Source organism: Arthrobacter sp. efr-133-TYG-104 (assembly GCF_030208915.1).
GTDB lineage: Bacteria > Actinomycetota > Actinomycetes > Actinomycetales > Micrococcaceae > Arthrobacter.
In genome coordinates this window covers 37803-58334 of the sequence record NZ_JARVTA010000007.1, presented here as the reverse complement: position 1 = coordinate 58334, position 20532 = coordinate 37803, and the positions used below count along the sequence as shown (strand labels likewise).

Annotated in this window: 18 protein-coding genes and 1 tRNA gene; 5 read left to right on the top strand and 14 right to left on the bottom strand. The window is 61.9% G+C overall.

From position 1 onward, the window contains the following. Positions 1-21 precede the first annotated feature (21 nt). The 14 genes from QRN04_RS07295 to argS all read right to left on the bottom strand — a co-directional run bounded on the left by QRN04_RS07295 (position 22) and on the right by argS (position 16052). Entirely contained in the window at positions 22-348 is a 327-nt protein-coding gene (locus QRN04_RS07295) for a hypothetical protein (RefSeq protein WP_284975350.1), read from the bottom strand. Continuing rightward, positions 335-826 carry a Cg1360 family ATP-synthase-associated protein gene (locus tag QRN04_RS07290; protein ID WP_284975349.1) on the bottom strand — a complete coding sequence of 164 codons (492 nt, stop codon included), beginning with the start codon at positions 824-826 and terminating at the stop codon, positions 335-337. Before QRN04_RS07290 ends, QRN04_RS07295 begins: the two co-directional genes overlap by 14 nt. Positions 827-949: 123 nt before the next feature. Continuing rightward, entirely contained in the window at positions 950-2065 is a 1116-nt protein-coding gene (locus QRN04_RS07285) for an MraY family glycosyltransferase (protein WP_284975348.1), read from the bottom strand. 303 nt (positions 2066-2368) lie between these two features. Next, positions 2369-3325, bottom strand: a complete 957-nt coding sequence (locus QRN04_RS07280; protein WP_284975347.1) for a glycosyltransferase — start codon at positions 3323-3325, stop codon at positions 2369-2371. After that, a complete protein-coding gene (locus QRN04_RS07275; RefSeq protein ID WP_284975346.1) occupies positions 3326-4105 on the bottom strand; it encodes a WecB/TagA/CpsF family glycosyltransferase in 780 nt (259 codons plus the stop codon). Then, positions 4095-4883, bottom strand: coding sequence for an L-threonylcarbamoyladenylate synthase (locus QRN04_RS07270; protein WP_284975345.1), 789 nt, complete (start codon positions 4881-4883; stop codon positions 4095-4097). Before QRN04_RS07270 ends, QRN04_RS07275 begins: the two co-directional genes overlap by 11 nt. 12 nt (positions 4884-4895) lie before the next feature. Continuing rightward, complete coding sequence (gene prmC, locus QRN04_RS07265) at positions 4896-5768, bottom strand: peptide chain release factor N(5)-glutamine methyltransferase (RefSeq protein WP_284975344.1); 873 nt, start codon at positions 5766-5768, stop codon at positions 4896-4898. A 1-nt stretch (position 5769) separates the two neighbouring features. Next, positions 5770-6843 (bottom strand): peptide chain release factor 1, encoded by a 1074-nt coding sequence (gene prfA, locus QRN04_RS07260; protein ID WP_284975343.1) that lies wholly within the window; start codon positions 6841-6843, stop codon positions 5770-5772. A gap of 195 nt (positions 6844-7038) precedes the next feature. Beyond that, on the bottom strand, positions 7039-9216 hold the full coding sequence (rho, locus tag QRN04_RS07255; protein WP_284975342.1) for a transcription termination factor Rho: 2178 nt from the start codon (positions 9214-9216) through the stop codon (positions 7039-7041). A gap of 305 nt (positions 9217-9521) precedes the next feature. Then, on the bottom strand, positions 9522-10496 hold the full coding sequence (thrB, locus tag QRN04_RS07250) for a homoserine kinase (protein ID WP_284975341.1): 975 nt from the start codon (positions 10494-10496) through the stop codon (positions 9522-9524). A 2-nt stretch (positions 10497-10498) separates the two neighbouring features. Continuing rightward, entirely contained in the window at positions 10499-11602 is a 1104-nt protein-coding gene (gene thrC, locus QRN04_RS07245; protein WP_284975340.1) for a threonine synthase, read from the bottom strand. Next, on the bottom strand, positions 11603-12919 hold the full coding sequence (locus QRN04_RS07240) for a homoserine dehydrogenase (protein WP_284975339.1): 1317 nt from the start codon (positions 12917-12919) through the stop codon (positions 11603-11605). Then, positions 12912-14384: a diaminopimelate decarboxylase gene (lysA, locus tag QRN04_RS07235; RefSeq protein WP_284975338.1), complete on the bottom strand. Its 1473-nt coding sequence runs from the start codon at positions 14382-14384 to the stop codon at positions 12912-12914. Before lysA ends, QRN04_RS07240 begins: the two co-directional genes overlap by 8 nt. 3 nt (positions 14385-14387) lie before the next feature. Then, positions 14388-16052, bottom strand: a complete 1665-nt coding sequence (argS, locus tag QRN04_RS07230; protein WP_284975337.1) for an arginine--tRNA ligase — start codon at positions 16050-16052, stop codon at positions 14388-14390. Positions 16053-16238: 186 nt separating this feature from the next. Between argS and QRN04_RS07225 the strand changes: the two genes are divergently transcribed. The 5 genes from QRN04_RS07225 to QRN04_RS07205 all read left to right on the top strand — a co-directional run bounded on the left by QRN04_RS07225 (position 16239) and on the right by QRN04_RS07205 (position 20470). Next, a complete protein-coding gene (locus QRN04_RS07225; protein WP_284975336.1) occupies positions 16239-16703 on the top strand; it encodes an FMN-binding protein in 465 nt (154 codons plus the stop codon). 5 nt (positions 16704-16708) lie between these two features. Beyond that, a complete protein-coding gene (locus QRN04_RS07220) occupies positions 16709-17581 on the top strand; it encodes an FAD:protein FMN transferase (protein WP_284975335.1) in 873 nt (290 codons plus the stop codon). Next, positions 17578-19080 (top strand): FAD-dependent oxidoreductase, encoded by a 1503-nt coding sequence (locus QRN04_RS07215; RefSeq protein WP_284975334.1) that lies wholly within the window; start codon positions 17578-17580, stop codon positions 19078-19080. Before QRN04_RS07220 ends, QRN04_RS07215 begins: the two co-directional genes overlap by 4 nt. A 122-nt stretch (positions 19081-19202) precedes the next feature. After that, positions 19203-19275: transfer RNA gene (locus tag QRN04_RS07210), tRNA-Arg, on the top strand. 154 nt (positions 19276-19429) lie between these two features. Beyond that, positions 19430-20470, top strand: a complete 1041-nt coding sequence (locus QRN04_RS07205; protein WP_284975410.1) for a M4 family metallopeptidase — start codon at positions 19430-19432, stop codon at positions 20468-20470. Positions 20471-20532: the final 62 nt, after the last annotated feature.

The following is a 20532-nucleotide window of genomic DNA, read 5'->3' as shown; positions in this document are numbered from 1 at the left end:
GCATCCAAACTCCGTGTTAAATTATTTGGCATTACTGTCCCCGTCCGTAGGCGGACCGCCGTCTGCGTTGCTTGGGGATCTATGACTGGTGAGGCCGTGCATATGGGAAAGATAGAACCCTCCTGCGGCTCCCAGCAGAGCGCCGAGGAGCACAATCCAGCGGGTCCCCCACAGATTATCCAAACCCCAGCCTATCAAACTCCAGACAATGATCCCGCCAACGATGTAGCTGAAGACGGCGATGCCGGCGTTGTATCCGCCGTCGTTTCTGTCCTCAAAGACCTCGTGCGGGTTGATTCCCCCGGAGGAAGCGCCAGGGGCGCCGGAATCAGGCTTACGCGGTGTCATCGCGACCGCCCTTCGGGCTTGGAGGATCATTGAATATCTGCAGCCGGGCTTTGCTGAAACCGTAGATTTCCGCCGTTTGCCAGAAAACCACCGAAACCACGGCCCCGATGAGGAACCATCGGCCGTGCAGCCAGGAGGGTGCTCCGATGGCGAAGAGGACCACGGCGAATCCGATGACCTTCACGAAATAGGTTGCAACAAATAAGCCGACGGCACCGGAAGGATTGCTTCGGCCGACGAAGTGCCCGATCAACAGGCTGATGGCGAAAAACGCCATGACCAAGGCGGCACCAAAAGCAACCGAAAGAGCTCCCAGCCCGCCATTCATGAACCCGGCGATCACGCAGGTGATGGCAGTGGCCACCAAGGCCGCTCCGGCGCTGAGTACCAAGAGACGGAGCCACAACGAGGACGTCTCCCCAACGGGTCCAAGACGACGTCTTCCGGACGGGCGTCCGGTTCCGGCGTTGGATGTCATGGGGATACCAATCGTCGTGACACATGTGCAGGCGCATATGACAAGTTCTCAAAGGGGATACGGGCGAGTGACTGTCCGCTCCCCAAATTCTACATGAGATAGAACTGTGCTGAAAACGGACCGCTAACTACTTCCCGGCCATTTGGAATTCCGGGTGAAGTAGGGCCATGCGGTGACGGCGGCCATGACCAAGGTTGCCGCGGCGACCATGGTGATGACGATTTGCCACGGGAAGACCGCGAAGGCGACCCCACCGAATGCCAGGATCGAGGTCCAGACATAAAGCATGACGACGGCGGTGCGGTGCGAGTAGCCGAGGTCAACCAGCTTGTGATGGAGGTGCCCCCGGTCCGCCGACCACGGAGACTGTCCGCGCGCCGTCCTTCGGATAACCGCCATGCCCAGGTCCAGCAGGGGAAGCGACAAAACGGCGAAAGGCAGCAGGATGGGTACAACAGTGGGTATGCCGTTGGCTCGATCGTACAGTCCAGAGCCGATTTGCCCCGTTGCCACCACACCGGCTGAGGCCATGAGCAATCCGATCAGCATGGCCCCGGAGTCCCCCATGAAGATTTTGGCCGGGTACCAATTGTGGGGAAGAAACCCCAGGCAGCTACCCACCAGAATGGCCATGAGGAGGGTGGCCAGATCTGAATTGTCCGTGGATGGGTTGTTCCGATGCACCCAGTAGGCCGTCAGGAAGAAGGCACCTCCGCCGATGGTGGCCACGCCGGCTGCCAATCCATCAAGGCCATCAATGAAGTTCACGGCGTTCATGGTGGTGACAATCAACCCGGCCGTAAGGACGATCTCCACGACGTCGGAGTTCAGGACTATGGGTTCCGGGATGAACGGCACTACGGACATCCGGACGCCCCAGATGGCCACAATCAGCGCTGCGGCGGCCTGGCCCATCAGCTTGATCCACCAACGGATGTCCAGGATGTCGTCGGCCACACCCACTGCAACGATCACGAGCGCGCCGATGAGTATCCCCCACGGGCCGCCGTTGTGACGGAAGATGTCTTTCACGAAGAACGAATTGCTGGCAACCACAAGTGCCACCAAAAAGCCCGCAAAAATACCGAGGCCGCCGAGCTTGGAGATGAGTACCGAGTGCATGTCCCGGCTGCGGATAGGCCGGTAAAGCCGGAGTTTGTTTCCCAGCACCCGCGCCCCCCACGTCCCTGCATAGGCAACCAAGGCAGCTGTCAAAGCCATCAGCAGGTACATGATCATGTAGCGGCTCCCAAGAACTGCACGTTGACCAAACCAGAAACCTGGAGGTGCCGTTGGTATCGGCGTGATGCGCGGTTGCCTTCTCGATGCGGGCAGCTCAAGGTGGGGAATTCTGTCTGTCGATAAATGGAACTACTCCGTCGCCATGCCTGCACCGGCTGTGCCGAATGTTGCGGGATTACTGTGGTCTCTAGTCACGATACTAACGCCAACCGCCGTTACCGACCCGTGACGCAGCCGGGTGGCGGAGTCAGTTTTCTTGTTCCCGGACCCACCTTGCCGGGGGTTATTTGCAGCAGGAAGCTAGCGCGATGCCTCCTGGACATCCCGCAAGGCGTAGATTCCTTGCAACACCCGGGCATTGCTGCGGGGGGCCTTCAGGCTGTGACGCAAGCCCTTGAACAGTCCGTGCAGCAACAGCCTTTTGTTGGGCGACGCGGCGATGGTCCTGGCCCAGTTCCTCAAGGAGGCGCCGGTGAAAAGTACCTTTTCCCAAGGTGCCAATGCATGCGACCGAGTGTAGACCCACAGCTTGTTCCGAACTTCATAGTAGAAGCGGGAACCCGGGTCTGCTCCTGCGTCGCCAAAAACCTTGGTGTGATGGTTGGCGATGGACGCCGCCGTGGTCAGCGCGGATCCTCTCCGGGAAATCCTGGCCGTGTACTCGAGGTCGTCATTCCAGATGAAGTAATCGGCGATCGGTAGCCCATGCCGCCGAATCTCCCCGGCCCGGATGAGCACCGACACAAACGACGCGCTGCGGATTTGGGTTGCGCCGAGCCGCGCGGCTGCGCTCCGGGCATCCTCGCGGGCTCCCATGCGTGGCCGCATCCGGTTCATGGGGTGGTCGCGGCCGTCGGTCCAGACCACCCGGCTGGCAATGAAGGCCGGAGCGTCGCCGGTTTCGTGCTCGTAAGCAAGCGAAACTTCCAAGGCTTCACTTAGCGCGCCGGGTTGGGGCTCGGTGTCATCGTCCATGATCCACACGTGATCCGCCCCGTGGTCCAGGACGGCGCGTTCCATCCCCACCACAAAGCCTCCGGCACCCCCCACGTTTGCGGTCAACGTGACCACATCCATCACGAGGGGTCCCTGGTAGGTCCGAAGGAAGTCCGCCGTCCCGTCCGTTGAGGCGTTGTCGACAACGACGACGACCTCGGGCACCGCGGTTCCGGCGGCAATCCCGTTAAGGGTGGTCTCGAGGAGTTCTCGCCGGTTATAGGTCACCACAACAGCAACCACCACGGGTTTGGACGTCATCTATTTGCCTTCAGTCAGGGATGGTCGGAGACGGCGCCGGAGGAGCAAGGCGGCCAGCTTCCAGGGTTCAACGAAAACTCGATAGGCGACTCTGCCCGGGTGGAGCGCAAGCCGCCATGCCCATTCAAGGCCAAGGCGTCCGAGCCATCGCGGGGCAAGTTTCTGGACCCCGGCTACCTGCTCGACGGCGCCGCCGACCGTGCAGTAAACGCTTGGGGGCAGGTCGTTAAGCCTTCGGTGCAAGACGTTTTCCTGCAAAGGCATGCCCAGACCCAGCAGGACCAGCTGTGGCCGGAAAGCTATCAGCCACTGGACCACAGCCTCTTCCAAGGACGCACCCCAGCCTTCACCGGGCATTCCCTCCACCGTCGCTGCAGGGATGATCGACCGCAACCGGGCTACTGCCGTTGTATTGGCTTGGCGACCGGCGCCCACTACTGCCACACGTTGAAGTCCCGTTACCCTTCCAAGCTCCGGAATCCAGTCCATGGAGCCCAACCTGTAGGCCATGGCCTCGGCGCCGATCCGTTGGGGGCGCTGGGAAAGCCCCCACAGTATGGCCACAGGCGCCCCATCCGGAAGGATGATCGACGCTTCGCGGTACAGCGCTCGCACGTCGTCCCGCGAGTGGAACAGCGTAATGCTATGAAGATTGTGGCCGAGCACGGTCGCTGTGGTCCCCCCGGCTATCAAGCCACCCAATGCGTCCATCAAGTCATTGACGCGCACTGGAGTGACGTCGACGTCGAGGACGGGGACGCTTTGTCGCTCAGGAATCATCCGGCTTTACTTCGCCATTGGCGGCCACAGGATCCGAACCGTGAACTGGACCTTCGACGTCGGGTCCCGCACCTTCCTGGGTTGGCGCCTCGCCGACGGGTGCCTCTTGGCCTACTGCCTCACCGAAACCGAGAATCGAAGGGACGATCTCGCGGAGCCGTTCCAATTCGATGGCGCCCTGGCGGACAACCCTGAAAGGGGTGGACGTTGCGTCGACGATGGTCGACGGCACTGCGGCGGTCCCCTCGATCGGCCTGAAGCCACCCTCGAGATAAACCTCTACAGAGTCCGCGAGTTGAAGGCGGGCTTCCGCGGCGGTTTGTGCGGCTTCCTGGCCGGTGCGATTGGCGGAGGAGACGGCCAAGGGGCCGGTCATCCCGAGAAGGTCCAGGGCGATATGGTCATCAGGCATCCGCAGGGCGACGGTGCCCTTGGTTTCACCCAAATCCCAGTCCAACGACGGCTGTGCGTGCAGGATCAGGGTCAGGCCCCCGGGCCACAACGCCTGCGCAAGCGCCCTGGCATCGGCCGGCACTTCTGTTGCCAGGCCATCAAGTGCGTTGATGCGCGGTATCAGCACCGGAGGGGGCATTTGGCGGCTCCTGCCCTTGGAGGCCAGCAACAATGTCACGGCCATCGGCGAGAAGGCGTCAGCGGCAATGCCGTACACGGTGTCCGTAGGGATCACGATGCACTTCTTTTCGCTGATGGCGCGCTTGGCATGTTGGAGCCCCTCAGCGCGCTGGTCATCGGAAGTGCAGTTGTAAGTAATTGTCACAGCGCTATTCTTTCATTCATCCGGAACAGTCTCGGCCAGCAGCGCGCTGGTTGCGCGTTCCTTGCCGTTCAGGTCGAGGTGCGTGGTGACGTTGGACCAACGTCCGGTACGTTTGAGCATCGTGGCGATCCACGCCGCTTGGACTTCAGCATGTTCCATGACGAAGTAACCACCGGATTTCAGTAACCTTGCCGCTGAAGCGGCGGCCGCCGTCGGAAGTTCCATGCCATCCGCTCCCCCACCGTACAGTGCCTCCGGTGGATCGTGCAGCGCAACTTCGGGTTCTGTGGGTATCGCTTCTGCCGGGATGTAGGGCGGGTTGGATACGACGACGTCGAAAGTTCCGTTGTGTTCAGGCAGGGCATCCCGGAGATCGCCCTGGATGAGGGTTACTCCGAGGGGTTTCAGGTTCCGGGTGGCCCACGCGTGTGCGAACGGGCTGTATTCGACGGCGTGTACCTCTGCGCCCGGTACCTCCTGCGCGATCGAACCGGCTATGGCACCGGATCCTGTGCCCAGGTCCACCACTTTTGGATGGGCCATCCCCGCAACGTGGTCGATCACCAGCTGGACCACCGATTCGGTTTCGGGCCGGGGAACGAAGACACCTGGGCCCACGCGCAGCTCAAGATGACGAAAATACGCGACGCCGGTGATGTGCTGCAACGGGACCCGCCCGGCACGTTCGGAAACCAGTTCCGCGTACCCTTCCGGAGCTGGTGAGTCCCCAAGGAGCATCGCACGGAGGCGCCCGAGGCCAACGCCCAGCAGGTGGTCAGCCAACAGTTCGGCGTCGACCCGCGGGCTGGGAACGCCGGCGTCGGCCAAAACAGCCGTTGCCTCGCGAACGGCATCCGCGAGGCTTTGTCCCTGGTGGAACGCCATGCTATTCGCCGATGGCGTCCAGGCGGGCCTGCTCATCAGCCTCAATGGCCGACTGAATGACAGGTTCCAAGTCACCGTTCATCACCGCATCAAGGTTGTACGCCTTGTAACCGGTACGGTGGTCCGCGATCCGGTTTTCCGGGAAGTTGTAGGTCCGGATTCGCTCGGACCGGTCCATGGTGCGGATCTGCGACTTGCGCTGTTCAGAGTTCGCAGCATCGATCTGCTCCTGCTGGTGGGCAAGGAGACGGGCGCGGAGGACGCGCATGCCGGCTTCGCGGTTCTGCAGCTGCGATTTTTCGTTCTGCATGGCCACCACGATGCCCGTGGGCAGGTGGGTGATGCGGACGGCGGAGTCAGTGGTGTTCACGGACTGACCGCCGGGCCCTGATGAACGGTATACGTCAATTTTGAGGTCGTTTTGGTTGATCTCAAGTTCTTCGGGTTCATCCACTTCAGGAAGCACCAGCACACCAGCAGCGGAGGTATGGATGCGGCCCTGGGACTCGGTGACGGGAACCCGCTGAACGCGGTGCACCCCGCCTTCAAATTTCAACCTGGCGAAAACGCCCTGGGCGGGATCGTTCGAGTTGCCCTTGATGGCAACAGCGACGTCTTTGTAGCCACCAAGGTCGGACTCGGTGGCCGAGATCAGTTCGGTCTTCCAGCCTCGCGACTCAGCGTAGCGCATGTACATCCGGAGGAGATCGCCGGCGAACAAAGCGGCCTCGTCTCCACCTTCGCCACCCTTTACTTCAAGGATCACGTTGCGGGCATCGTCCGGGTCACGCGGAATCAGCAAGCGGCGGAGCTTCTCCTGGGCTGCGGGAATCAGTTCCTCGAGTTGCGCCACCTCAGCGGCGAACTCTGCATCCTCGTCAGCCATTTCCTTTGCAGCTTCAAGATCGTCGTTGAGCCCGCGCCATTTGTTATACGCTTCCACGATCCCCTGAAGCTGGGCAGACCGACGCCCCAACTTACGGGCCGCGGACTGATCGGCATAAACAGCAGGATCACTCAACTGCGCCTGAATGGCAGCGTGCTCATCAAGCAATCCCTGTACGGACTCAAACATTTTCAAACCTCTTTCGACTTCTACAAGTCTAATAACTGCATCGTGGGCTCACGTGCAGCCCATCCGGCGGGGCCTACGTGCGCGGTATGACCTCGCGTGGTGTCGGGTCAAGGATTCCGTTAAACAAAGACCGCTCAAAATATGCCGGTCCGCCGTAGGGGCGGGTCCGGCATATTTTGAGCGGTTAGAGCACAGCTATTTGTCGTTGTCCGACTTCGCTCCGAGCGTCGTCTTCTGAACCTGCATGAGGAACTCGACGTTGCTCTGGGTCTCCCGGATCTTGTTGGTCAGCAGCTCAAGGCTCTGCTGCTGCTCCAGGCCCGAAAGGACGCGGCGAAGCTTCCACATGATCTTGACCTCTTCAGGCGAGAGCAGGTTCTCTTCGCGCCGGGTACCGGACGCGTTGACGTCCACGGCTGGGAAGATGCGCTTGTCTGCCAGCTGGCGGGACAGGCGAAGCTCCATGTTGCCGGTGCCCTTGAACTCTTCGAAGATGACCTCATCCATCTTGGAGCCGGTCTCAACGAGAGCCGTTGCCAGGATGGTGAGCGAGCCACCGTTTTCGATGTTGCGGGCTGCACCGAAGAAGCGCTTGGGCGGGTACAGCGCTGCGGAATCCACACCACCTGACAGGATGCGGCCCGAGGCCGGTGCTGCCAGGTTGTACGCACGACCCAAGCGGGTCATGGAGTCCAGTAGGACAACAACATCCATGCCCATTTCCACGAGTCGCTTGGCACGTTCGATGGAAAGCTCGGCAACCGTGGTGTGGTCGTCAGCAGGGCGGTCGAAGGTGGAGGCAATGACTTCACCCTTGACGGTGCGCTGCATGTCCGTGACTTCTTCGGGGCGTTCGTCAACCAGCACCATCATGAGGTGGACCTCAGGGTTGTTGGTGGTGATTGCGTTCGCGATGGACTGCAGGATGAGCGTCTTGCCAGCCTTCGGCGGGGAGACGATCAGGCCACGCTGGCCCTTGCCGATCGGTGCCACGAGGTCGATGACACGCGGGCCGATCTTCTTGGGGTCCGTTTCGAGGCGCAGGCGCTCGGACGGGTACAGCGGGACGAGCTTCGCGAACTCAACACGGTCCTTGAGCTCTTCCGGAGTCTTGCCGTTGACCGAGGTGACCCGGACGAGCGCGTTGAACTTCTGGCGTGCGGACTGCTGGCTGCGGTCCTCACCATCGCGCGGAGCACGGATGGCTCCGACGACGGCGTCACCCTTGCGGAGGTTGTACTTCTTGACCTGGGCCAAGGAAACGTAGACGTCGTTGGCGCCCGGGAGGTAGCCGGAAGTGCGGATAAACGCGTAGTTTTCCAGGACGTCCAGAATGCCCGCTACGGGGAGCAGGACGTCGTCATCGGTGACCTCGACGTCGTCGACGTCCGGTCCCTGTGCGCGACCGCGACGACGCTCGTTGCGGTCGCGGAAACGGTCACTACGTGTGTTTCCATCACGGTTGTCCTGACCGCCACGGCGGTCGCTCCGGTCATTCTGGTCGTTGCGGTCCCTGCGGTTCCTCCGGTTGCGACGGTTGCCCGTTTCTTCAACCTCGGCAGTGTCTTCGCGGCGTCCACGGGAGTTATCCCGGCGGTCACGCTGCTGGTCACCGGATTCGGGCTGCTCACGCTGCTCAGTACGGTCTGCACGCTGATCGCGCTGCTCGGTACGATCGGCACGCGGCTCACGCTGCTCGTTACGGTCTGCGCGCTGCTCACGCTGCTCGTTACGGTCGGCGCGCTGCTCGTTACGGTCGGCGCGCTGCTCCGCTACCGGTGCTTCCGCACTCTCAGCAGGAGCGTTAGCGACCTCGCCACGTCGGCGGTTGCGGGTTCGCGGCTGACGACGCTCCGTACCAGCCTCGCTTGCCTCTGCAACAGCAGGGGCGTCAACAGCAGCAGTCTCTGCAGCGGCAGGTGCGGCTGCGGGTGCAGCAGCGGCTTCGGCGGCAGCTACCACGCCATCGCTTGTAGCGCGACGGCTGCGGCCACGGCCACGTCCGCGAGGTGCCTCCGCCGTTGCGCCGTCCTTGGCAGGATCCACGGATGTGGCAACCTGCGCGGAGCCAATGGTGTCGTCGGCCTTCTTAGCATCCACGGCGGGAGCTTCCTTGGCAACGCTTGAGGCCTTGGCTGCCTTGGCTGGCGCCTTAGCGCTCGGGGTACCTGCGCGATGGGCCGAAATCGCCGTCACCAGGTCTCCCTTGCGCATCCGCGAGCCCCCGGAGATGCCCAGTTGGCTGGCGAGAGCCTGGAGTTGGGCGAGTTTAAGGCCCGCAAGCCCGCTGCTCTTGGTGGCTGCTGCTGAAGACGATTCAGCAACAGAAGATGTTGTGTCCACAGCTGAAGCCAGCTCAGTGGTTTCTGTCACGAAGGATCCTTCCCCCTCGACGGCGTCCAGAACGAGAGCCGGACGCGATGATTTGTTCTGGGCTGCAGTTCAGATCTGCAACCGGTGATGTGGCCGTGCCTGAAGGATTTTGGCCAACAGGGCCGGATAATGATCGTCTTCACTGGCTCCGGTGACCCGGACAGCCGACTGAACTTCAGGAAACAGAGAGATTTCTGCGGCACCTGAGACAGGCCGGAAAGAGACGGCACCGCCAGACGTTGGCACAGTAGACGAAAGGTACGGCGAATCCGCCGAGATCCAAAATCAGGGAACTGCCCGCGGCTTTACCGCCGGTGCACTCCCACTCTAGCACCTTCAATGTCTACTGCCAGCGTCATCACGCGCCAAGTAACTCCGGGAGTGTCGCCCGCCGTGAACGCTTCAATGAACTCAACCACCCCGGATGCTTCGTTCCCGCCATTAGCCAGGACCAAAACGGTCGGTCCTGCACCGGAGACCACTGCGGCGTAACCGGCAGAACGAAGGGCCCCGATGAGCTCGGCGCTGGGGCGCATCGCCTCTGCCCGGTAGCTTTGGTGCAAGTAGTCTTCCGTACCAGGCAGCAGGAGCTCCGGCCGGGCGGTCAACGCGTGGATCAACAGCGCGGCCCTGCCTGAGTTCATGGCGGCAGCATGGTGTCCGACCGATGCCGGCAGGAGTCCCCGGGCTGTTTCGGTAGACAGTTCGTAGTCAGGGACTGCGACCACCGGCACAATTGAGGAAACGACGTCCGCCCGTGTGCTGCTGTACTGCTCGCTGTCCTGCCACGACAGCGCCAGTCCGCCGAAAATGGCCGGTGCGACGTTGTCCGGATGACCCTCGATTTCGCTGGTCAGTTGCAAGATCCAGTCCCGGTCCCGCTGCGCCTCCAGGGGTACCAAAGCGTTAGCCACGGTAACCGCCGCCACAACAGCGGACGCCGAGGATCCCAGGCCCCGGCCGTGGGGCGTCACGTTGTCGGCGGTAATGCGGAGGCCTTCCTGCCGAAAGCCCAGCCGATCGAGAGCGAGATCAATGGCGCGAACCACCAAATGGCTGGCGTCACGTGGCAGCGTATCGGCACCCTCACCGGAGAGTTCGAACTCGAGCTCTCCGGTGCTGAGTGTTTCCACGGTCAGGGTGTCGTAAATGGACAAGGCCAAGCCGAGGCTGTCGTAGCCCGGGCCCAAGTTGGCACTCGTACCGGGGACCGTGACGGTCAGCCGCTGGCCTGGCGCGACGAGTGCACGACCAGTCGCGGTGGGCTGCGTTGATTCCACTCTTAGTTTTCTTCCAGTCCCAGTTCCGCTGCAACGGTGACGACGTCGTTGGGTACCTTGACCGGCTGGACGTCACTGCCGTCTTCGGTCCGGAGTGCCCACTGGGGGTCCTTAAGTCCGTGGCCCGTGACAGTGATGACGATGGTTTTACCGGACGGAACATCACCGGCAGCGTGCTTCTTAATCAATCCGGCCACGCCCGCGGCGGAACCGGGCTCCACGAACACGCCCTCCTTGGCAGACAGCCACCGGTGGGCGTCAAGAATCTCCTCATCGGTGACCGCTTCGATCAAGCCACCGGACTCATCACGTGCGGCAACGGCTGTGTCCCACGACGCAGGGTTACCGATCCGGATTGCCGTGGCAATGGTGTCCGGCTCCGTGATGGGGTGGCCTGCTACGAAGGGAGCGGCACCTGCAGCCTGGAAGCCCCACATGATCGGAGTCTTGGTGGCGACGGCGGGAAGTGTTCCGTTGGGAGTCTCGAAGGGGGCCGCGTACTCTTTGTAACCCTTCCAGTAGGCGCTGATGTTCCCTGCGTTACCGACCGGCAAGACATGGATGTCCGGTGCGTCACCCAAGGTGTCAACAACCTCGAAGGCGCCAGTCTTCTGGCCCTGGATACGAGCAGGGTTAACCGAGTTAACCAGGAATACGGGATAGGCCTCCCCGAGTTTGCGGGCGATGTCCAAGCAGTTGTCGAAGTTACCGTCGACCTGCAGCAGCGTGGCACCGTGTGCTATTGCCTGGCTGAGCTTGCCCATGGAGATCTTGCCCTCCGGGACCAGCACTGCGCACTTAAGGCCTGCCGCAGTGGCATAGGCAGCTGCGGACGCTGAGGTGTTCCCCGTTGACGCGCAGACAACTGCCTTTGCGCCGGCTTCGACAGCAGCCGTCATGGCCATGGTCATCCCACGGTCCTTGAAGGAACCCGTGGGATTCATGCCCTCAACCTTGAGGTAGACCTCGGAGCCGGTCAGCTCGGAGAGTTTCAGGGCGTGCACCAGTGGTGTTCCGCCCTCCCCGAGGGTGATGACCTTCGTAGCTTCGGTCACGGGCAAACGATCGGCGTATTCGCGGATGACCCCGCGCCATTGGTGAGCCACTTAGACTCCTTCTACCCGCAGTACGGATGTTACAGAATTGATGACGTCCAGACCCTTTACGGCCTCAACGGTCGCTGCGAGTGCAGCTTCGGATGCTCGGTGCGTGACGATTTTCAGCTCAGCCGACTCCACTTTCGAGTTGGTGTCGCGGTGGATCGTTTGGCGCATGATTTCGATGGAGACACCGTGCTCCGCAAATATTTGGGTGATGCGTGCCAGCACACCTGCCTGGTCAGCAACGTCCAGGCCGATGTAGTAGCTGGTGGTGGAGGCATCGATGGGGAGCGCCTGAACATGGCCGGTGGTCGTTTCCGTGCGGCCCGGGCCGCCCAGAACCAAGCGGCGGGCAGCGGAGACGAGGTCTCCCAGCACTGCCGATGCAGTGGGAGTCCCTCCTGCGCCTTGACCGTAGAACATCAACTCGCCCGCGTTTTCCGCTTCGATGAAGACAGCATTGAAGGCACCGCGGACGGCGGCGAGCGGGTGCTCCCGTGGAAGCAGAGTCGGGTGCACCCGCACCGAGATCCCGTTGGCGTCTCCGGCATTGTTGATCTTTTCGGCGATGGCAAGCAGCTTGATGACGAACCCTGCGTCCTTGGCAGCGGCGATGTCCTCGGCGCTGACCTTGGTGATGCCCTCGCAGTACACGTCATCCAGTGAGAACCGGGTGTGAAAGGAAAGTGCTGCCAGGATCGCGGCCTTTGCAGCGGCGTCGTGACCCTCAATGTCTGCGGTAGGGTCGGCTTCGGCGTAACCCAGACGCTGTGCCTCGGCAAGGGCGTCAGCGAACTGGGCGCCAGTGGTGTCCATCTGGTCAAGGATGAAGTTGGTGGTGCCGTTGACGATGCCCAAAACGCGGGTGATGCGGTCCCCGGAGAGGCTGTCGCGGATCGGGCGCAGGATCGGAATGGCCCCGGCGACTGCGGCTTCGTAGGACAGCTGGACCCCTGCCTTGTCCGCCTCTTCGTAGAGGGTGGGCCCGTCCTGGGCAAGGAGGGCCTTATTGCCGGTGACCACGCATGCGCCGTTTTGGATGGCCGTCAGGATCAGTGAACGCGCAGGCTCAATGCCACCCATCAACTCGATGACCAGATCTGCGTCCTTGACCAAGGTGTCGGCGTCGGTGGTGAACAGTTCACGCGGCAATTCGACATCCCGGGGCGCATCCACAGTGCGGACGGCGATCCCGGTCAGTTCCAGGCGCGCGCCGCTGCGCGCAGCCAGGGCCTCGGCGTCGTCAATCAGAATCCGTGCGACCTGGGCCCCCACGTTGCCACAGCCCAGCAGGGCCACCTTCAAGGTTCGCACTTCAGACATTCGCCACTCCCATGTCGCGGTTCAAGAGATCTTCTTCGGTTTCCCCGCGGACAATCAACCGGGCGGCTCCGTCGCGTACAGCGACAACGCCAGGCCGGGCCAGGTAGTTGTAATTGCTGGAGAGGGCCCAGCAGTAGGCGCCGGTACCCGGTACTGCGAGCAAATCACCGGCTGCCACATCCGCGGGCAGATATACATCTCTAACAACTATGTCGCCGCTCTCGCAATGTTTGCCCACTACTCGGGACAACTGGGGAGCCGCAGTGGAGGTGCGTGAGGCCAGAATGGCGGAATAATCCGCGTCGTAAAGCACTGGACGAGCGTTATCACTCATGCCGCCGTCCACCGACACATAGCGGCGGGGATACGTAACGTTCTCCGGACCGGCGCCCGACCCGGGAGCATCCACGCGGACCGTTTTTAGCGTTCCCACTTCGTACAGCGTGAAGGTGGAGCTGCCAACGATTGCCCGGCCCGGTTCGATGGAAATGCGGGGCGCGGTGATGCCAAGTCCGGCACACGTCGAACGGACGACGGCGGCCATCGCTTGAGCGATCTCGGCGGCAGGCCGTGGTGTGTCCACGGGTGTATAGGCAATGCCGTATCCCCCGCCGAGATCGAGCTCGGGAAGTGTGATGGAATATTTGGCCTGCATGGTGGCAAGGAAACCTAAGAGCTTTTCCGCCGCAAGGGCGAAGCCATCAGGCTCGAAGATCTGTGAACCAATGTGGCAATGCAGTCCCAAAAGCTCCACGCTCGCATAGGAGGTGGCAGCAGCTACGGCTTCCTCCGCTGCCGACAAGCCTGCTTGATCCGTGGAGTCCCCTGCCATGGAAAGGCCAAACTTCTGGTCCTCATGGGCCGTGGCGATGAACTCATGGGTGTGCGCATGGACGCCCGGTGTCAGGCGCAACATGACCTTGGCCGTTTCTCCGCGGTCCGAAGCGATTTTGGCCACGCGTTCGAGTTCGTCGAGGCTGTCCACAACGATCCTGCCAAGCTTCATGTCCAAAGCGCGGTTGATCTCAGCGTCAGACTTGTTGTTGCCGTGCAGGCCGAGGTTGGGCCCGTCGATCCCCGCGCGCGCAGCAACGGCCAGTTCCCCGCCGGAGCAGGTGTCCAGGCGAAGCCCTTCCTCCCGCACCCAGCTGGCAACTGCCGTGCAGAGGAAGGATTTACCGGCGTAATAGACGTCCACTCCCCCGCAGATGTCAGCAAAGGCCGCATCAAAGGCTTCCTTGAACGCCTTGGCACGGGACCGGAAATCCGTTTCGCTCATGACGAAGAGCGGGGTGCCGAATTGTTCCTTGAGATCCTTCACCGCGATGCCGTGGACCGTTAGTTCACCGTCGTCGTTCCTACCCACCCCCTCAGCCCACAGGGGCGACTGAAGTGCATTGAGATCTTCGGGGACGGCAAGCCATTCGGGCGCGAGAGGAGAAGGCTGCGCAGCGTCAGTATTCATGGCCTACATCCGTTCCGGCGCCGAAACGCCCAGCAGTTCGAGTCCGTTGGCAAGCACTTGGCTGGTGGCATCGTTCAACCACAAACGCGTACGGTTCACGTTCTGGACCGGCTCGTCCCCCAGCGGTGAAACCCGGCAGGCATCGTACCAGCGGTGATACGCGCCTGCGATGACTTCCAAGTGGCGGGCCACGCGATGGGGTTCCCGCAACTCGGCCGCCTTGGCGATGATGGAGGGGTAGCTACCGAGATAGGACAGCAACTCATTCTCCGTGGGGTGGTCCAGCAAGGAAGCATCGAAGGCATCGGTTCCGTCAACTGTCCGGTGCACTCCCGCCTCGGCGGCATTCCGCGCTGTGCCCCGTGAACGGGCATGGGCGTACTGGACGTAAAACACCGGGTTCTCGTTGCTGTTCTTTTTCAAGAGTTCCGGGTCAAGGGTCAACGGCGAATCGGCCGGGAAGCGGGCCAAGGAGTAGCGCACCGCATCTTTGCCAAGCCAGGAAATGAGGTCCTTGAGTTCGATGATGTTGCCGGCGCGCTTGGAGAGCTTGGCGCCATTGACGGATACCAGCTGGCCGATCAGGACCTCGATGTTGACCTCGGGGTCATCCCCTGCACAGGCCGCAATGGCCTTGAGGCGGTTAATGTACCCATGGTGGTCCGCTCCGAGCAGATAGATCTTCTCGGTGAAGCCACGGTCCTTTTTGGACAGGTAATACGCAGCGTCCGCAGCGAAGTACGTGGGCTCTCCGTTGGCCCGGATCATGACGCGGTCCTTGTCGTCGCCAAAATCGGTGGTTCGCAGCCATACGGCGCCCCCGTCATCGAACACATGGCCTTGTTCGCGAAGGCGCGCGACGGCAGATTCGATCGCACCGGCGTCGTGCAGTTCTTTTTCCGAAAAGAAGACGTCGAACTCAACGCCAAACTCTGCAAGCGTGGCCTTGATGTCCGCCATTTGTGCCTCGTAGGCTGCCGCGCGGATAACCGGCAACGCGGCCTCGTCCGTCAACTCCCGAATACCGGGGTGGGCCTTGAGGACCTCGTCTCCGAGTTCGCGAATGTATTCGCCCGGATAGCCGCCTTCCGGAACCCCACGCCCGTGAAGGCGGGACAGCACCGAGTTGGCGAATACGTTCATTTGCGAGCCGGCGTCGTTGATGTAGTACTCGGCAGTGACGTCCGCCCCCGATGCGCGCAGCACGCGGGCGATGGCATCGCCCAAGGCGGCCCAGCGCGTGTGTCCAATGTGCAGCGGACCGGTGGGGTTGGCCGAAACGAACTCCATGTTGACCACGCGGCCCGCGAGCGCCTGGTTGGTGCCGTAGCTCGCTCCAGCTTCCACGATGGCCTTGGCGAGGGCCCCCGCGGCGGCCGCGTCAACGGTGATGTTCAGGAATCCCGGACCTGCGATGTCGACGCGTGTAACACCCGGAATGGCTTGCAGGTGGTTGCTGAGGATGCCTGCGAACTCCCGGGGACTCATTCCGGCCTGCTTGGCCAGTTGCAACGCAATGTTGGTGGCCCAGTCCCCGTGCTCCCTGTTCTTGGGTCGCTCGACGCGCACGGCATCCGGCACGGCAGTTTCCATCAAGGCGATGTCGCCGGCGGTGATGGCGTCCTTTAGGCAGGCGGATATGGCAGCAGAGAGTTCTTCGGGAGTCACGCATCTAGCCTACCGGGGGCCCACAGAGACGGGGAATTGATGCTCGTTTATGTGGAAAAATTGATCAGGGACTGAACCATTACACATGATTCGACGTTATGAATGACGTAAGAGTTGGCCGCGAGCGCCATCCAGTTCCGAACCCTACAAGTTACCGATTCTTGTCCAGCTGAAACGAGCAGATCCATGACTACGCCACTTCGCAAGAGTTTTTACGTCGGTATTGCGGGCCTGTCCATCGTGGGGTCGGCGGCCGGGTGTGCGCCGTCGTCGGCAGCACCCTCCCAGCCGACCCAGTCGGCACCGGCCGGCTCGGCACCCACGTCACATTCAGGCTCGGGGTCAACATCGGGGTCCACATACAAAGACGGCACCTACAGCGCGGACGGAAACTACACATCGCCCAACGGCCAGGAGACGGTAGGGGTTCAGCTCACCCTCACAGGCGGCAAGGTCTCCGCGGTGAACATCACCACCCACCCATCCAACCCCAACACCAAAAAGTTCCAGGGTGAGTTCGCCAGCGGCATCGCCGCGCAGGTGGTGGGCAAGGACATCGATTCGCTCAACGTCTCGAAAGTCGCCGGTTCCTCGCTGACCTCAGGCGGTTTCAATGACGCGGTCCAACAGATCAAGTCCCAGGCCAAGTAGCCACCATGCCGCACCCGGGCTGGAGTGCTTTCAGTTTCGAAGGAATTGGAACACACTGGGAAATTTCCACCCCGCAGGTTCTGGGTGCTGACATCAGGCAACAGCTCCGTGATGAGGTAGGCAAGTACGACAAGACGTACTCCCGATTCCGGGCTGACTCCTTGGTCGCTTCCCTTTCGCAACGCCCGGGAACCATCACACTGCCGGGGCACGCCGTGGGTCTCCGGAACCTCTACTCGAGGCTCTATTTGCTCACGGGCGGAGCCATGACTCCCCTCATTGGCGCGAGTTTGGAGCGGCTCGGCTACGATCCCGAATACAGCCTGAGGCCCACAGGCGGTCCCTTGCCCCCGCCTCCATGGGAAGACGTCCTGGCCTGGAATGGCACCTCCCTCACAGCCAAGGAGCCCCTTGTCCTCGATATAGGAGCTGCCGGAAAAGGGCAGCTTGTGGACCTGCTCGGCGGCCTCCTGGTCTCGGCGGGCTTCGCCGACTTCCTCGTCGATGCCAGCGGGGACATGCTCCACTCCGGGCGCCATCCTGTGACCATCGCGTTGGAACATCCATACAACCGGAAGCAGGCGATCGGGACCGTGGTATTGGACAACTCCGCACTGTGCGCATCAGCAAATAATCGGCGTGCCTGGGGAGACGGACTTCATCACGTCCTCGATGGAACCACCGGCCAGCCCATCCGAACCACCGTGGCAACGTGGACGATGGCGGCGAGCACCATGGAAGCCGATGCCTTGGCCACAGCGCTCTTCATGGTTGAACCGACCGTCCTGGAAGAACATTTCGCGTTCTCCTGGCTGCGGGTATCTTCCGGCGGAGCTGCCACATTTTCCAGCGCATTTGAGGGGAGACTGTTCACATGAATGCCTTGACGTCACGGCTGGATACCTGGTTAGGCCGCTTCACCATGTACCGGCTCATTTTCTGGGTCCTCTTGGTTTTGGTGGTCTACAGCATGGTGCTGAACGCGTTGGGATGGTTGACGTTCGGCCTTCCTGAAATGGTGGTCCATCTACTCCTCTGCCTCGGCGTCACCTATGTATCCAACCGCCTGCTGGGGCTGGTTTTCGGTCTACGTCCCCACTCGGAGTCCTCGCTCATCACCGGGTTGCTCCTCTATTTCCTGTTCTGGCCCAGCCTTGCCACTACGGATATGGCGGGTGTGGCGCTGGCATGTGTGATGGCCAGCGTCTCCAAATACGCGCTGGCGTTCCGGGGGCGGCACATTTTCAATCCCGCAGCAGCCGGAGCTTTCATCACGGGGCTCACCGGGCTCAATATCGCAACATGGTGGGCTGCGACGCCAGCCATGCTGTGGCTCCTGCTTCCCGGGGTGGCCTTGGTCCTTCATCGGACCCGCAAAAAGCTGATGGCCCTGGTCTTCCTGGTCGTCGCCACCAGCATCATCTCCACGGAACTTGTGAGCAGGGGCATGACTCTTGGCCAAGGGCTATGGCAGCCATTGGCTCAGCGTCCACTGCTGTTTTTCGCCGGGTTCATGCTTGTGGAACCCCTCACGCTGCCTCCGCGCCGGTGGCAACAACTGGGGCTTGCCGCCGTCGTCGGTATCGTTTTTGCCGTCCCCTACAACCTGGGAGTCGTGGCGAACTCCCCCGAACTGGCGCTGCTGTTCGGTAACCTGCTTGCTTTCCTGATGGGGCAGCGTGGGCGTGTGCAACTGATTTTCAGGGGCTCGCGCGCCTTGACGCCAGCCACCACGGAGTTCACGTTCGAGCCGGCTCGTCCCGTTCGGTTCTCGCCCGGACAATTCATGGAGCTGAACTTGCCTCACTCCGGATTTGACGGGAAAGGACGCCGACGTGTCTTCAGCATCAGCAGTGCCCCTGACGCCCCCGAAATAACGTTTGGTGTGGGAACCACGGAGCCTCTTTCACCGGCGAAGCGGGCTTTGTCTGCCCTTCGTCCTGGTGACTCCATCTCGGCTACCGCTGTGGGCGGAGATTTCCTCCTGCCACGCGACGCCGCCAAGCCGGTACTGCTGATCGCTGCGGGAATCGGCATCACGCCTTTCCTCTCGCACCTGGCCTCCAACCACTCCGGCCGTGACATCGTGCTCCTGTACTTGGCTCCCGGCCGGGAGGAACTGGCCGGCGTTGAGCAATTGCGGGCGTCCGGCGCGAAAGTCATTGCCCGCTTGGCGGACGGCTCCACCCCACCGGAGTTCATGGTCGACGCCGGGACCGCACGGATAGACTCCACGCGCCTGGCTGAGCTGGTACCGGACATCCGGGACCGGGCGGTATACGTCTCGGGATCTCCGGCTAATGTTCTCGCCTTGCGGGCAACAGCCCGAACGGCCGGCGCCGCACAGGTCCACGTTGACTCCTTCGCAGGATACTGACCACACAGAGAGCGATCCGCCGGTGCCTTGGAGCCCGGTTCCCCTGCCGTGGAATTTCCTGTGCGGCGCGGCGGCTGCTAAGCTCTAGGACGTCCCACCGGCAACGGAGGGAAACCCTGAATGCCCTCGTAGCTCAGGGGATAGAGCGTCTGCCTCCGGAGCAGAAGGCCGTAGGTTCGAATCCTATCGAGGGCACCGAAGATACCCCGCCAGTCCTGCTGGCGGGGTATTTGCGTTTCTGCGCCGCAAGGAATTCCGGGCTTGCCGGGTCAAGAGCGCCAAATTGTCGGTGACCGCTCCTAGGCTGTTGGCACTTGGTCGTTATCGATAGCCATAGGGGTCCGCTGTGATGTGTTCAATTGTCCCGCCATACATGCTGCGCAAGCTTGCTGTGCAAAACGAACCGCGGCTGCAGGCGGTGGCGCAGGCTGCCAAGGAATCGCTGCTGCACCTGAAGAACCTGCAAGCAGTCCGCTCGGCACCTCTCCCCCCAGCGCCGCCGAGCGCACGGCAATCGAAGCCCGGGCCACCGAATCGAACCATTTACGACGCCGAATCCGGGCAGACCCTGCCGGGGCGCCTCCTGCGGAAGGAGGGCGAGCCGGCTGTCACTGACATTGCTGCGGACGAAGCGTATGACGCCCTCGGTGACACCCACCGCCTTTACGCCGACATCTACGGCAGGGACTCCATCGACGACGCCGGCCTGGCGTTGGATGCTTCCGTCCATTACGGAAGGCTTTACGACAACGCCTTTTGGGATGGGAGCCAAATGGTGTTCGGCGATGGTGACGGAGAGATCTTCCAACGCTTCACCAAATCCGTGAGCGTTATCGGCCATGAGCTCACCCACGGCGTTACCCAATATTCGGCAAACCTCGCCTACCGTAACCAAGCGGGGGCGCTCAACGAGTCCATGTCCGACGTCTTTGGCGTCCTCGTGGAGCAGTACGCAAAAAAGCAATCAACCCAAGAGGCAAGCTGGCTGATCGGTGAGGGTTTGTTCACCGATCAGGTCCAAGGAGCAGCCTTGCGGTCTATGAAAGCCCCAGGAACTGCCTACGACGACGACGTGCTCGGGAAGGATCCGCAGCCGGACTCCATGGATGCCTATGTGAAAACCAGTGCCGATAACGGCGGCGTGCACATTAACTCGGGCATTCCCAACAGGGCTTTTTACCTGGTGGCCTCGGAATTGGGCGGAAACGCATGGGAGTCGCCCGGGCAGATCTGGTACCAGTCCCTGACCGGCGGATCCTTGCCTGCAACGAGCACGTTCGGCAAGTTTGCCAAGGTCACTGCTGCGACGGCTACGGAAATCTTTGGCGAGGGTTCCAAGGAGCATGACGCCGTCATGAAGGCGTGGGAGACTGTGAAGGTCAAGGTTTAGCCGTCGCTGGGCTGCGAGGCTTCACTACCCCGCGGCCCAACTGGCGCCAGGTAATCAACAAG

Excerpts from the sequence above, each read along its gene's own strand:
- QRN04_RS07295 (WP_284975350.1), bottom strand. The coding sequence starts at position 348 with ATGACACCGCGTAAGCCTGATTCCGGCGCCCCTGGCGCTTCCTCCGGG.
- QRN04_RS07290 (WP_284975349.1), bottom strand. The coding sequence starts at position 826 with ATGACATCCAACGCCGGAACCGGACGCCCGTCCGGAAGACGTCGTCTT.
- QRN04_RS07285 (WP_284975348.1), bottom strand. The coding sequence starts at position 2,065 with ATGATCATGTACCTGCTGATGGCTTTGACAGCTGCCTTGGTTGCCTAT.
- QRN04_RS07280 (WP_284975347.1), bottom strand. The coding sequence starts at position 3,325 with ATGACGTCCAAACCCGTGGTGGTTGCTGTTGTGGTGACCTATAACCGG.
- QRN04_RS07275 (WP_284975346.1), bottom strand. The coding sequence starts at position 4,105 with ATGATTCCTGAGCGACAAAGCGTCCCCGTCCTCGACGTCGACGTCACT.
- prmC (WP_284975344.1), bottom strand. The coding sequence starts at position 5,768 with ATGGCGTTCCACCAGGGACAAAGCCTCGCGGATGCCGTTCGCGAGGCA.
- prfA (WP_284975343.1), bottom strand. The coding sequence starts at position 6,843 with ATGTTTGAGTCCGTACAGGGATTGCTTGATGAGCACGCTGCCATTCAG.
- QRN04_RS07240 (WP_284975339.1), bottom strand. The coding sequence starts at position 12,919 with ATGTCTGAAGTGCGAACCTTGAAGGTGGCCCTGCTGGGCTGTGGCAAC.
- lysA (WP_284975338.1), bottom strand. The coding sequence starts at position 14,384 with ATGAATACTGACGCTGCGCAGCCTTCTCCTCTCGCGCCCGAATGGCTT.
- QRN04_RS07225 (WP_284975336.1), top strand. The coding sequence starts at position 16,239 with ATGACTACGCCACTTCGCAAGAGTTTTTACGTCGGTATTGCGGGCCTG.
- QRN04_RS07220 (WP_284975335.1), top strand. The coding sequence starts at position 16,709 with ATGCCGCACCCGGGCTGGAGTGCTTTCAGTTTCGAAGGAATTGGAACA.
- QRN04_RS07215 (WP_284975334.1), top strand. The coding sequence starts at position 17,578 with ATGAATGCCTTGACGTCACGGCTGGATACCTGGTTAGGCCGCTTCACC.
- QRN04_RS07205 (WP_284975410.1), top strand. The coding sequence starts at position 19,430 with ATGTGTTCAATTGTCCCGCCATACATGCTGCGCAAGCTTGCTGTGCAA.